Origin of the sequence: Cupriavidus sp. DB3, from assembly GCF_020418465.1 — a bacterium.
GTDB lineage: Bacteria > Pseudomonadota > Gammaproteobacteria > Burkholderiales > Burkholderiaceae > Cupriavidus > Cupriavidus cauae.
On sequence record NZ_JAIZPL010000003.1, the window covers coordinates 630,461 to 643,613 of the forward strand.

Below are 13,153 nucleotides of genomic sequence, written 5' to 3' on the forward strand. Positions count from 1 at the left end.
TGCCGTGGCCAGTCAGCGCCGGATCAGGCCGCCTTGGCGTGGCCGGCCTGCGCCGCGATGGCCTCCGCGAACAGCTTGCCAAGGATCGCCACGCCTTGCTCGATGCGCTCGGGCGGCACCGTGACGAAGGCCAGCCGCAGCGTATTCTGCCGCGGATTGGTGGCGAAGAACGGGGCACCGGGCACATAGGCGACGTTGCGTTTGACCGCTTCCTGCAGGATCGCCATGCTGTCCAGCCCTTCCGGCAGCGACATCCAGATGAACATGCCGCCCTCGGGCTGGTTCCACTTGACGCCGGCCGGCATATGGCGCGCCAGCGCATCGAGCATGTAGCGGCACTGGTTGCCGTAGAGCTCGCGGATGGTCGGGATATGCGTATCGAGCAGGCCGTCGCGGATCGTTTCGTAGGCGACGCGCTGCGTGAAGCTCGGCGTATGCAGGTCGGAGGCCTGCTTGGCCTGGCACAGCTTGAAATGCAGCTCGGGCGGGGCGATCACGTAGCCCAGCCGCAGGCCGGGCGCCAGTACCTTCGAGAACGAGCCCATGTAGATCACGCCGTCCGGGTTCATCGACAGCAGCGTGGGCAGCTGGTTGCCGGTGTAGCTCAGCTCGCCGTAGGGATCGTCCTCGATCAGCAGCACGTTCAGTTCGCGCGCCCGCTGCACCAGCGCCTGGCGGCGCTCCAGCGGCATGCGGCGGCCGGTCGGGTTCTGGAAGTTCGGCAGCGCGTACAGGAAGCGCGCGCCGGCGGTCAGCTCGGCGGTCAGCGCCTCGGGCTGCAGGCCTTGGTCGTCGCTCGGCAACGAGACGAACTCGGGCTCGAACAGCGAGAAGGCCTGCAGCGCCCCGAGATAGCTCGGCGTCTCGACCAGCACCGGGCTGCCCGGATCGATCAGCACCTTGGCCAGCAGGTCCAGCGCCTGCTGCGAGCCGGTGGTGATCAGCACGCGCTCGACATCGACGCCATGGCGGCGCGCGATGAATTCGCGCAGCGGCAGATAGCCCTCGGTGGCGGTGTACTGCAGTGCGGCGTGCGGATTGTCGGCGAATACACGGGCCACCGCCTGTTCCATCGCGGCGACCGGGAAGGTCGCGGGCGACGGCAAGCCGCCGGCGAACGAAATGACTTCCGGACGCTCGGTGACCTTGAGGATTTCGCGGATGGCCGAGCTGGTCAGTTGTTGCGCCCGGCGGGAGATGGCCCAATGCATGATGGTCTCTTGGTGTGGTTCTCGCGCGGCGGCGCCGCGCGATGTCGGTCAAATCGGTGCGGCGATGCGCGCTGCGCGCACGCCTGAAAAGTTGGGGCTGGCCTTATTGGACCTCGACGATCATCTCGATCTCGACGCAGGCGCCCAGCGGAATCTGCGCGACGCCGAACGCGCTGCGGGCATGCTTGCCCTTGTCGCCGAACACTTCGGCCAGCAGCTCGGAGCAGCCGTTGGTGACCAGGTGCTGCTCGGTGAAGTCCGGCGTCGAATTGACCAGGCTCATCACCTTGACGATGCGCGTCACGCGGTTCAGGTCGCCGACGTGCGCGTGCAGCGTCGCCAGCAGGTCGATCGCGATCGCGCGCGCCGCCGCCTTGCCCTCTTCGGTGCCCAGCTGGTCGCCGAGCTTGCCGACCCAAGGCTTGCCGTCCTTGCGGGCGATATGGCCCGACAGGAAGACCGTGTTGCCGGTCTGCGCGGCCATCACGTAGGCGGCGGCGGGGGCGCCGGCGGTCGGCAGTTCGATGCCCAGGCGGGCGAGGGTGTCATAGACGGACATGCAGACTCCTGTTGTGCGAGAGTTCGTGAGGGTTCAGCGGGATCGTGCGGGCGGCAGGCCCACGGACGCAGCGGACGGGCCCGACGTGGCCGACGTGGCGGACCCGGGCGCGGCACGCACTGCGGTCCGGCGCCCCAGCGCCACCACCGCGATCACCGCGACGGCGAAACCGATGGTCGGCGCGTCGAGCGGCTCGGCCAGCAGCAAGGCGCCGCCGGCCAGCGTCATGAACGGCTGCAGCAATTGTATCTGGCCGACGCGGGCCACGCCCCCTTTCGCCAGTCCGGCGTACCAGAAGACGAAGCCGATGAACATCGAGAAGAGGGAGACGTAGGCCATGCCCAGCCATGCGCGCGCCGACGCGGCGGCGATCTGCGGCAGCGTCTGCGCGGCCATCCAGGCGACCGTCGGCAGCACCACCGGCAGCGACACGACCAGCGCCCAGCTGATGGTCTCGAGGCCGCCGAGCTCGCGCGACAGCTTGCCGCCCTCGGCGTAGCCCAGCGCGCCCAGCACCATCGCGGCGAACAGCAGCCAGTCGGCGTGCTGCAGCGCGCCGGCGCCTTGCCACAGCGCGAAGCCGACCACCAGCGCGCTGCCGGCCAGCGCCGCGGCCCAGAACGCGATCGACGGCCGCTCGCGGCCGAACCAGGCGGCGAACACCGCGGTGGCCAGCGGCAGCAGCCCGATCACGATGGCGCCGTGGCTGGCCGGCACCTCGCGCATCGCCAGCGACGAGAACAGCGGAAAGCCGATCACCACGCCGAGCGCGGTCACGGCCAGCCGGAACCATTGGCCGCCGCGCGGACGGCGCGCCGCGGACAGCGCGCCGCGCTGCCACAGCAGCGCCAGCGCGAGCAGCGTCGCCACCAGCGCGCGGGCCAGCGCGACGAAGGTGGCGTCGAGCTCGGCCACCGCCATGCGCGTGAACGGCAGCGTCTGGCTGAAGATCGCCACGCCGATGAAGCCGAGCAGCATGCCGCCGCTGGGGGCCTCGGCGGGCATGGCCGCGCGCGAGGGACAGGGCGCGGCGGTGTCGCGTTGCGTCATGGCAGGGTCCTGGTGGCGTTCTTGCGGGTGGTCTTGCGGGCGTTTATGCGGGCTGTTCTGGCAGGGACTGTGTTCGGTGGCGTTCTTGAGCGACTGTTCTTGTGCGGCTGTGCTTGTGCGCTGTTCTTGCGGCGGCTTTTGCGTGCGCTACGGCATCGCCGGCCGCCCCGCGAAGGCGATCCACAGCGCGGTCGCGGCCAGCGCCAGCCCCATCGCGCGATTGAACCAGCGGATGCGCTGGCCGACCTGCAGCCACTGGCGCAGCGACGCGCCCATTGCGCCGTAGGCGCCATTGCTGAGGAAGCCGAACACGCCGAACACCGCGCACACCAGCAGGCCGCGCTGCAGCGGCGACTCGGCCCCGGACATGTAGGAGGCGGCGATCGCCAGCGCCAGCATCCAGGCCTTGATGTTGGCGTACTGCAGCGCCACCGATTGCCAGACCGACAGCGGCGCCAGCACCTGCCGGTCGCTGAGCGCGGCGCTGCGGCCGATCTTCGCGGCCAGCCACAGCAGGTAGGCGACGCCCGCCAGATGGACGATCGTGGCCAGCACGGGGCTGGCGACGATCAGCGCACCGACCCCTGCCGCGCACAGCGCGAGGATGCTGGCGAAGCCGAGCGCGACGCCGATGCAGTGCGGCAGCGTCGCGCGCAGGCCGAAGTTGGCGCCGGTCACCGCGGCGATGGTGGTGTTGGGGCCGGGCGTGAACAGGCCGACCGTCATCAGCGACAGCAGCGCGGCAAACTGCGTGACGGACAGGCCGGCGAGCCAGGCGGGCAGGGCCGCATCGATCGGCATCGGGCTCATGCCGCGGCACGCGCCGGACCGGCGTCGGAGATCATCGCCTGATCGGCCGCTTCGGCGAAGTTCACCACCACGCGCCGGTTGGTGCGGCTCTTCTTCTCGATCTTGCTCACCACCACCGGGCCGATCTCGCCGACCGCGGCGACATGGGTGCCGCCGCAGGGCTGGCGGTCGATGCCGGGGATCTCGATGATGCGGATCTGGCTGGTGCCCGCCGGCGGTGCCGCGCCAATGGTGCGCACCAGGTCCGGCTCGGCCGCCAGCTGCTCCGGCGTGATGCGGTCGATGCGAACCGGCGTATCGGCGGCGATCAGCGCATTGAGGCGCTCGGTCAGATCGGCCTTGTCCAGCGTCGATTCGGGCAGGTCGAAGTCGATGCGCGCGGTGTCCGGGTTGATGTTGCAGCCGGTGACCGGCACCGGGATCAGCGAGCCGAGCAGATGCAGGCAGGTGTGCAGGCGCATCAGCCGATGGCGGCGCGCCCAGTCGATCGCCACGGTGACGCGGTCGCCCGGGGCCAGCGCCGGCAGCGCCTGGTCCGGCGCGGGCACGTGCAGGATCACGCTGCGGTCGGCCGCGTAAAGGGTCTCGGCCAGCGCGATCGTGCTGCCGTCGGCCAGCGTCAGGGTCCCGGTGTCGCCGGCCTGGCCGCCGCTGCGCGCGTAGCAGACCGTTTCGTCGAGCACGATGCCTTCGGGCAGTACCGCCAGCACGGTGGCGCTGCAGCGGTCGAGATAGGCGTCCTCGTCGAAGCGCTTGCGCGTCGGCGGCAACAGGGTGTCGGACATCGGGAGTCTCCTTTGTTCTGCGGGAAATCGCGGATATCGGCGGATATCGGCGGATACCGCGGGATATCAGCGGTATCGCGAGTATCGCGGGTATCGCCGGCATCGGCCTGGGTATCGGCTCGGGTATCGCTATTGGGTCGGCGGTGCCTCTGGGCCTGTACCGGTGCGGCCGCCTGTCCCGGCATGGCGGTGCCGCCCGGACAGGCTGGCGCCGGCCGTCAGGTGATGCCCGGCAGGCTTTCAACGTGGGTCGATGTTAGACAAGGTTGTCGGTACAGTACCGATACAGTTATTCTGCTGATCCTCAGTACAGTTTTCGGGGGCCGTCCATGGAAACAGGAAACCAAGCCGGATCGCCGCACGGCGAGACCGAACCAGCGCCGCCAGCCGGGCACGCGATGGGCGAAGCGAAGGCCGAGGCTGCCGGCAAGGCCGCGCGTGCCGGCAGCCGCCGTCCGCTGCGGCTGGTGTTGCCGTCGGCCCCCACGGCATCCGGCGAGCTGTCGGCCGCCGGCAGCCTGCCCGACCCGGTGCCGTCGGCGCAGATGACGCTGGTCGGGCAACTGACCGAATGGGCGCGGATGCGGATCGAGGAGCGGGTGTTCCGCCCCGGCATGCGCATGCCGTCGATCCGCCAGCTCGCGCAGGACAAGGGCATCTCGCGCTTTACCGTGGTCGAGGCCTACGACCGGCTGGTCGCGCTGGGCTACCTCGAATCGCGGCGGGGCTCGGGCTTTTTCGTGCGCGAGCGCGGGCCCGGCATCGGTCCGGGCCTGGGCGCGGGCTTGCCCAGCGAGGCCGCGCCGCCGGCGCCGCATGGGTCGCGCAATATCGACGTGCCCTGGCTGCTGCGCAACATGTTCCACCGGGCCGAGCCGCGCAAGGCGCCGGGGCTGGGCTTCCTGCCCAACGACTGGCTCGACGGCGAGCTGATCGGCAGCGCGCTGCGCGGCCTGGCGCGCCAGCCGGGCAGCCACTTCCTCGCCAGCGGCACGCCCGAGGGCTTCCTGCCGCTGCGCCAGCAACTGCGCACGCGGCTGGCCGAACTGGAGATCGGCGCCGCGCCCGAGCAGATCCTGCTGACCTCGGGCATCACCCAGGCGCTGGACCTGATCGCGCGCCTGTATGTCCGGCCTGGCGATCCGGTGCTGGTCGGCGATCCGGCCTGGTTCGTGATGTTCGCCCGCTTCGCCGCCCAGGGCGCGCAGGTGATCGGCGTGCCGTACACGGCGGAGGGCCCGGACCTCGAAGCGCTGGAGCGCATCGTGCAGGCCCACCGTCCCAGGCTGCTGATCCTCAATTCGGTGCTGCACAATCCGACCGGCACCTCGCTGTCGGCCGCCAAGGCCTTCCAGCTGCTGCGGCTGGCCGAGCAGTACGACTTCCTGGTGGTCGAGGACGACATCTACTGCGACCTGTGCCCGCCGGGCCATCCGGCCACGCGGCTGGCGAGCCTGGACCAGCTCAAGCGCGTGGTCTACCTCGGCAGCTTCTCCAAGACGCTGGCGGCCAATCTGCGGGTCGGCTTCGTCGCGGCCCGTCCCGAACTGGTGCAGAGCCTGACCGACGCCAAGCTGCTGGCGGGGCTCGCCACGCCGGAGATCAACGAGCGCGTGCTGTACAAGGTGCTGACCGAGGGGCACTACCGCAAGCACGTCGAGCGCGTGCGCAACCGGCTCGAGCGCGCCCGCGACGAGACCCGGCACGCGCTGGAGAAGCTGGGCCTGACGCTGTTTCCGGGCCAGCATGCCGGCATGTACCTGTGGGCCGATACCGGCCGCGATACCAATGCGATCGCCACCGCGGGGCACGAGGAGGGCTATCTGTTCGCGCCCGGCAGCCTGTTCTCGCCGTCGCAGCTGCCGTCGGGCTGGATGCGCTTCAACGTCGCCTGCGGCCACGATCCGCAGATGCTCGATTTCCTCGCGCGCCAGCTGGACCGGTTGTAGCCGGAGCCGGGGCCGGGGCCGGGCCGCGTCCCCCTGGCCGTGGCGGGGCCCCGCCCTTGGCTTGGGGGGCACCGAGCCGCCCCGGGCCGTGCCGCGGCCACCACCGAGCCGCCCCCGCCGTGCCGCGGCCACCACTTGAAAAACCGCCGGGGCGTCCCTATCTGGCCGCCACCGGCGCGGCCATGCCGGCCCTGGCCCAGCGCCATGCCAAGCCCGCCGCGGCGACGCGAATTGCACGATGGCGCTGCCGCCCTGCGCGGCGGCGGCGCCCGGATCCATTCACGAGGAGAACCATGAACGCCACGCACGAGACGATGAGCTTCCAGGCGGAAGTCAAGCAGCTGCTGCATCTGATGATCCACAGCCTGTACAGCAACAAGGAGATCTTCCTGCGCGAGCTGATCTCGAACGCCTCGGATGCCACCGACAAGCTGCGCTTCGAGGCGATCGCCAATCCCGCGCTGCTGGAGAACGACGCCGACCTGGCGATCCGCATCGAGACCGACAGCAAGGCCCGCACCATCACGATCACCGACAACGGCATCGGCATGAGCCGCGACGAGGCGATCCGCAACCTGGGCACGATCGCGCGTTCGGGCACCAAGGAATTCTTCGAGCAGCTGTCGGGCGACCAGCAGAAGGACGCCGCGCTCATCGGCCAGTTCGGCGTCGGTTTCTACTCGGCCTTCATCGTCGCCGACCGCGTCACGGTCGAGACCCGCCGCGCCGGCGTACCCGCTTCCGAGGCGGTGCGCTGGGAGAGCGGCGGCGACGGCGAGTTCACCGTCGATGCGATCGAGCGCGCCGAGCGCGGCACCGCCATCACGCTGCATCTGCGCGAGGGCGAGGACGACTTCCTGTCGGCGTGGAAGCTCAAGGACATCATCCGCAAGTACTCGGACCATATCTCGCTGCCGATCCGCATGCCCAAGGAGGTCTGGGACGCCGACACCAGCGCGTACAAGCGCACCGGCGAGTGGGAGAGCGTCAACCAGGCCAGCGCGCTGTGGACCCGCGCCAAGAGCGACATCACCGACGAGCAGTACGTCGCCTTCTACCAGCACATCGCGCACGACCACGAGAAGCCGCTGGCGTGGACGCACAACCGCGTCGAAGGCCGCAACGAATACACGCAGCTGCTGTACATCCCGGCGCGCGCGCCGTTCGACCTGTGGGACCGCAACCATCGCGGCGGCCTGAAGCTGTACGTCAAGCGCGTCTTCATCATGGACGACGCCGAGCAGCTGCTGCCGAACTACCTGCGCTTCGTCAAGGGCGTGATCGATTCGTCCGACCTGCCGCTGAACGTCTCGCGCGAGCTGCTGCAGGAAAGCCGCGACGTCAAGGCGATCCGCGAGGGCAGCACCAAGCGCGTGCTGTCGATGCTCGAGGCGATGGCCGACAGCGAGGACCAGGCCGAGCGCGACAAGTACGCGAGCTTCTGGCAGCAGTTCGGCCAGGTGCTCAAGGAGGGCCTGGGCGAGGACACGGCCAACCAGCAGCGGCTGGCCAAGCTGCTGCGCTTTGCCTCCACGCACCAGGACTCGGCCGAGCAGACCGTGTCGCTGACCGACTATGTCGGCCGCATGAAGGAAGGCCAGGACAAGATCTACTACGTGACCGCCGACACGTGGAATGCCGCCAAGGCCAGCCCGCATCTGGAGGTGTTCCGCAAGAAGGGCATCGAGGTGCTGCTGCTGACCGACCGCGTCGACGAGTGGATGCTGTCCTTCCTGAACGAGTTCGACGGCAAGGAGCTGGTGTCGGTCGCGCGCGGCGGCCTGGACCTGGGCGCGCTGGCCGACGAAGAGGAAAAGGCCGAGCAGCAGAAGGCCGAGGACGAATGGAAGGACGTGCTGACGCGCGCGAAGGAAGTGCTGGCCGACAAGGCCAAGGACGTGCGCGTGACGCTGCGCCTGACCGACTCGGCCTCGTGCCTGGTGTCGGACGAGGGCGAGATCAGCGGCTATCTGCAGCGGCTGCTGAAGCAGGCCGGCCAGAAGGCGCCGCAGACCAAGCCGATCCTCGAACTGAATCCGTCGCATGCGCTGGTCGGCAAGCTGCGCCAGCTCGCGGGCGCCGGGGCCGATGGCGATGCCGATGCCTTCGCCGACCGCGTGCACGTGCTGTTCGACCAGGCGCTGCTGGCCGAAGGCGGCATGCTGGAGGATCCGGCGGCCTACGTGCAGCGGATCAACAAGCTGCTGGCCTGATGCCGGCCCGGCGTGGGGCGCCACGGGCGGCGCGACCGGAGGCGGCAGCGGGGGCACTACCCGGTGCAACGCCCGTTGCAACACCGGAGATGCCGGCGGACCTGCAGCAAGGTCTGCCGCCGGTGATCGACCGCCATACCCGCGTGCTGATCCTCGGCAGCTTCCCGGGCGCCGCCTCGCTGGCGGCGCGCCAGTACTACGCGCATCCGCGCAACCAGTTCTGGCCGCTGCTGGGGGCGCTGCTCGGCGAGCCGCTGCCCGAGCTGCCCTATGCCGAGCGGCTGACGCGCGTGCTGGCACATCGCGTCGGCATCTGGGACGTGCTGGGCGCCTGCGTGCGCCCGGGCAGCCTCGATTCCAATATCCGCCATCCGCAGGCGAACGATTTCGAGCGCCTGCGGCAGCTTGCACCGGCGCTGCGCCGCGTCGGCTTCAACGGCGGCACATCCGGCCGCTTTGCGCCGCAATTCGCCGCGGCCGGCTACGAGACCGTGGTGCTGCCCTCGTCGAGCCCCGCCCATGCCGCGCGCACCTTCGAGCAGAAGCTGCAGCTGTGGCGCGCGCTTCTGTCACAATCGCGGCCGTGATTTGACGCGGACCGCCCGTCGGACTCCTTGGACGCCTTGGACCCGGGCTGTCTTTCCGTAGCCTGCCGCATTGCTGACTGATGACCCTGTTGAAACGAAAATCGATCGAAGCCGTGGCTTCCCGCCGTCCCGCGCGCGGCGAACGGGAGCGCAATGCGCGCCGCCACGATCGCGACACCGCCTCCGATCTCGGTGCGGCGGAGGATCGCCGCGACGAGAAACGGATGACGCCGCGCTTTGCGCCGGTGACCTTCTCCGAATGGAATGGCGTGCGCTACCTGCATTTCGGTACCGAGTGGGTGCAGGGCGCGATGCGGCTGCGCAAGCCCGACGCGATCGAGCTCGAATACGCGCAGCAGATGATGGCCTGGCTGCTGTTCCTGTCGCCGTCGCAGCGCGATTTCCATATCGCGCAGCTTGGGCTGGGCGCGGCCTCGCTGACGAAGTTCTGCCATCGGCATTTCGCCAGGGCGCGCGTGACCGCGGTCGAACTGAATCCGGCCGTGATCGTCGCCGGGCGCAGCATGTTCGGCCTGCGCGAGGACGATGCGCGGCTGACGGTACGCGAGCAGGACGCCTGGGACTATGTGATGGACCCCGCGAGCACTGGCGCGCACGACGTGCTGCAGGTCGATCTGTACGACGCCACCGCGCGCGGTCCGGTGCTGGACACCACGGCCTTCTACAAGGCCTGCCGGCGCGTGCTGAAGGCCCCCGGCGTGATGACGATCAACCTGTTCGGCGACCACGACAGCTTCCCGAAGAACATCGTGCGGATCTGCGAGGCGTTCGAGGACCGCGTGCTGGTGTTCCCGGAGGTGCACGACGGCAACGTGATCGCGCTGGCCTTCAACGGGCCGGCGATCGATATCGACTGGGAGACCCTGGAGCAGCGCGCGCGCGTGGTGCAGGAAGCGACCGGGCTGCCGGCGCGGCAGTGGGTCAAGGGCTTGCGCCGCGCGAATGCGCGGCAGGAAGAGCGGCTGCGGATTTAAGCCGCGGCTCTCTCCCCCGGCCCCTCTCCCGCGCGCGGGAGAGGGGCGCCTCTCGCCGGATTTCTGCTCAGGGGTTCTCCCTCTCCCGATCAGGGGGGAGAGGGGTGGGAGAGTCGGGGAGAGCGAGGTGGTTCCTCCGCCCGCCGTTATTCCTTGTGGAAGAACTGCGCCAGCGACCATTCGTCGGTGCGGGCTTCGTAGCGTACGCCCTTGCGCATCGCCCACATCGCCAGCTGGCTGTGCGACGGGATGATGGCGTGGTCGGCCAGCGCGAACCTGGCCGCGGTGCGCGCGTTCTCCTCGCGCGCCTTGTCGCTGCTGATCGTCGTCAGCGAGGTCTCGATCAGCTTGTCCAGCTGCGGATTGCTGTAGCGCCCCCAGTTCCACGTGCCGTAGCCCGTCTTGGGATCGGGCGTGCCCGTGATCGAGCGCAGCGCGACGTCGGCCGCGGCCGAGCCCCAGCCCAGCATCTGGAAGGAAAAATCGCCCTGGCGCGCGCGCGTGAAGTACGCCGCCACCGGCATCGTCTCGACCTTGGTCTGGATGCCGATGCGCGTCAGCATGCTGGCGGTGGCCTGCGCCACCGCGGCATCGTTCAGATAGCGGTTGTTGGTCGCATGCAGCGTCAGCCCGAAGCCGTTCGGATAGCCCGCCTGCGCCAGCAACTGCCTGGCGCGCTGCGGATCGTAGGCGTCCGGCTTGGTGCCCGGATGGCCGAAGATCTGCGGCGAGACGATCGACGAGGCCGGCACCGCCAGGCCTTCCATGATGCGCGAGACGATCGCGTCGCGGTTCAGCGCATGGCTGATCGCGGCACGCACGCGCGCGTCCTTGAACGGGTTCTTGCCGAGCGGCTTGCCGGCGCGGTCGGTCACATAGGGCGGATCGTCGCGCCACTGGTCCATCTGCCAGAAGATCGTGCGCCACGAGACCTGCTGCTCGATGCGAAAGCGCGCATCCTTCTTCAGCTTGGCCACGTCGGCCGACGGCACGCTCTCGATCACGTCGACATCGCCGGCGAGCAGCGCCGAGGTGCGCGCGCCGCTGTCGGTGATGATGCGGAACACCGCGCGGTCCCACTCGGGCTTCGGACCCCAGTAGTCCGGATTGCGCTCCATCACGATCTCGCTGCCGCGCGCGAAGCGGACGAACTTGAACGGCCCGGTGCCGATCATCGCCTTGCCGCTGTCGAAGTCGGTCTGGTTCAGCGTGGCCGCGATGCGCTTGGGCATGATGGGCACGCTGTTCAGGTCGTTGGCGAGGTTGGCGTAGTTGCGCACGTTCATGGTCAGCCGCACCGTCAGCGGGTCCGGCGTGTCGATGCGCGCGATCGGCTTGGTGTAGCTGGTGAACGAGCCCGGCGCGTTGGTCAGCTTCTCGGGGCGCTGCAGCGACGCCTTGACGTCCTCGCTGGTGAACGGCGAGCCGTCGTGCCATTTGACGTTGGGGCGCAGCTTGATTTCCCAGGTGGTGGCGTCGATCGGTTTCCACGACAACGCCAGGCCCGGGATATAGCGGGCGTTCTTGTCCATGAACACCAGCGACTCGAAGATATGCAGCGCGATCGCGTTGTTGGGCCCGGCGTTGTTCCAGTGCGGGTCCATCGAGGTGACGTCGGCCGCCAGGCCAATGCGCAGGTCCTCGGCCTGGGCGGCGCCCGCGGGCAGCAGCGTGAAGGCCGCGCTGGCGCTCAGCGTGGCCAGCAGCGCGGCGCTGGTGCGCAGCCAGCCGCGGCGGGACGGTTGGGCGGGGGTCGTCTGGCGGGACTTGTGAAGGGGGCGGTGGCGGTGCGGCATCGTTGCTTGGCTCCTGGTACGGGCCTGCGCGGGAGGCGGGCTTGCCGGTCCCCGCATCGACACATCGACGCATTGGGGAGGACGGCGGCCACGCCGGGCAGGCGGGTTCGCGGATGGCTTCGTGCGCATTGTGCCGATAAATCGCGGCCGGCGTGCGATGCGTGCGTCATATGCTTATGGCGACTGCAGGCGGGGGTCGCGCAGGCACGGCGCGCCCGAACCGACGCGCGTCCCACCGAAGCCCATCCACCGAAGCACCGAAGCACCGAAGCACCGAAACACCGAAACACCGAAACACCGAAACACCGAAACACCGAAACACCGAAACACCGAAACACCGAAACACCGAAACACCGAAGCACCGAAACACCGAAGCACGTCCACCAACGAGCGCCCGCCGGAGCCCGCCCGGTAGAATCGCGCCCATGTTCGCCAACTCCCGCCCGATCGCGTCGGCCCAGACCGATGCCCACCACCAGCTTGCCACCCGCGTCGCCCGCCATCTCGCCGAACCGTTCCGCAAGCCGATCGGCGAGGTCAGCCGGCGCGCGCTCGACGCGGCGCTGGCCAGCTGGCAGGCCGCCGGCGGCGCGCCGCTGATCCTCGATGCCGGCTGCGGCGTCGGCGAAAGCACGCTGCGGCTGGCGCAGGCCTTTCCGGACCAATTCGTCATCGGCGTCGATCAGTCCGAGAAGCGGCTGACCGCCGGCAAGGATTGGTGGCAGGGCGCGCTGCCCGACAACTTCGTCTGGGCGCGCGCCGATCTGGTGGACGTCTGGCGCCTGCTGCAGCGCGACCGCATCGCGGTGTCGCGCCACTACGTGCTGTATCCCAATCCTTGGCCCAAGATCGGGCATCTCGGACGGCGCTGGCACGGCCATGCGGTGTTTCCCGCGCTGGCCGCCTGCGGTGACTATCTGGAGTGCCGCAGCAACTGGCCGGTGTATATCGACGAATTCGCGCAGGCGCTGGCGCTGGTGGGCCGGCCCGCCCGTACCGAGCCCTGGCATCCGGCGCAGCCGATGACGCCGTTCGAGCGCAAGTACCAGGCCTCGGGCCACCCGCTGTGGCGCTGCGTCAGCGAGGGGCCGGCGCCGCAATGACAACGGGCCCGGCGCAAGGGCAACGGTCCGCGTCTCAACGAGCCACGCCGCAATGACAACGGCCCGCAAGGTTGCGGGCCGTCGGGTCGTTCCGT

At 69.6% G+C, this 13,153-nt stretch carries 11 protein-coding genes; 5 read left to right on the top strand and 6 right to left on the bottom strand.

What is annotated here, in order from left to right:
- Positions 1-23 precede the first annotated feature (23 nt).
- From K7G19_RS12400 to K7G19_RS12420, 5 genes are all read right to left on the bottom strand, one after another.
- Entirely contained in the window at positions 24-1,211 is a 1,188-nt protein-coding gene (locus tag K7G19_RS12400) for a PLP-dependent aminotransferase family protein (RefSeq protein WP_150084892.1), read from the bottom strand.
- Positions 1,212-1,314: 103 nt separating this feature from the next.
- Positions 1,315-1,770: a RidA family protein gene (locus tag K7G19_RS12405; protein ID WP_149316979.1), complete on the bottom strand. Its 456-nt coding sequence runs from the start codon at positions 1,768-1,770 to the stop codon at positions 1,315-1,317.
- Positions 1,771-1,803: 33 nt separating this feature from the next.
- Positions 1,804-2,775 (bottom strand): DMT family transporter, encoded by a 972-nt coding sequence (locus K7G19_RS12410; RefSeq protein WP_226107682.1) that lies wholly within the window; start codon positions 2,773-2,775, stop codon positions 1,804-1,806.
- Positions 2,776-2,967: 192 nt separating this feature from the next.
- On the bottom strand, positions 2,968-3,621 hold the full coding sequence (locus K7G19_RS12415; RefSeq protein ID WP_187829123.1) for a LysE family translocator: 654 nt from the start codon (positions 3,619-3,621) through the stop codon (positions 2,968-2,970).
- A gap of 5 nt (positions 3,622-3,626) precedes the next feature.
- Positions 3,627-4,400, bottom strand: coding sequence for an alanyl-tRNA editing protein (locus tag K7G19_RS12420; RefSeq protein WP_226107684.1), 774 nt, complete (start codon positions 4,398-4,400; stop codon positions 3,627-3,629).
- Between the two features lie 413 nt (positions 4,401-4,813).
- On the opposite strand from K7G19_RS12420, the gene K7G19_RS12425 reads away from it, so the two are divergent.
- The 4 genes from K7G19_RS12425 to K7G19_RS12440 all read left to right on the top strand — a co-directional run bounded on the left by K7G19_RS12425 (position 4,814) and on the right by K7G19_RS12440 (position 10,159).
- Complete coding sequence (locus K7G19_RS12425; protein ID WP_370639532.1) at positions 4,814-6,364, top strand: PLP-dependent aminotransferase family protein; 1,551 nt, start codon at positions 4,814-4,816, stop codon at positions 6,362-6,364.
- Positions 6,365-6,657: 293 nt separating this feature from the next.
- Positions 6,658-8,577: a molecular chaperone HtpG gene (htpG, locus tag K7G19_RS12430; RefSeq protein ID WP_226107495.1), complete on the top strand. Its 1,920-nt coding sequence runs from the start codon at positions 6,658-6,660 to the stop codon at positions 8,575-8,577.
- A gap of 89 nt (positions 8,578-8,666) precedes the next feature.
- Positions 8,667-9,164 carry a DNA-deoxyinosine glycosylase gene (locus K7G19_RS12435; RefSeq protein ID WP_226107497.1) on the top strand — a complete coding sequence of 166 codons (498 nt, stop codon included), beginning with the start codon at positions 8,667-8,669 and terminating at the stop codon, positions 9,162-9,164.
- A gap of 80 nt (positions 9,165-9,244) precedes the next feature.
- Entirely contained in the window at positions 9,245-10,159 is a 915-nt protein-coding gene (locus tag K7G19_RS12440) for a spermidine synthase (RefSeq protein ID WP_150084888.1), read from the top strand.
- A gap of 146 nt (positions 10,160-10,305) precedes the next feature.
- On the opposite strand, the gene K7G19_RS12445 is transcribed toward K7G19_RS12440, so the two are convergent.
- Entirely contained in the window at positions 10,306-11,955 is a 1,650-nt protein-coding gene (locus tag K7G19_RS12445; RefSeq protein WP_226107499.1) for an ABC transporter substrate-binding protein, read from the bottom strand.
- 425 nt (positions 11,956-12,380) lie between these two features.
- On the opposite strand from K7G19_RS12445, the gene K7G19_RS12450 reads away from it, so the two are divergent.
- Entirely contained in the window at positions 12,381-13,058 is a 678-nt protein-coding gene (locus K7G19_RS12450) for a tRNA (guanosine(46)-N(7))-methyltransferase TrmB (protein WP_226107501.1), read from the top strand.
- Positions 13,059-13,153: the final 95 nt, after the last annotated feature.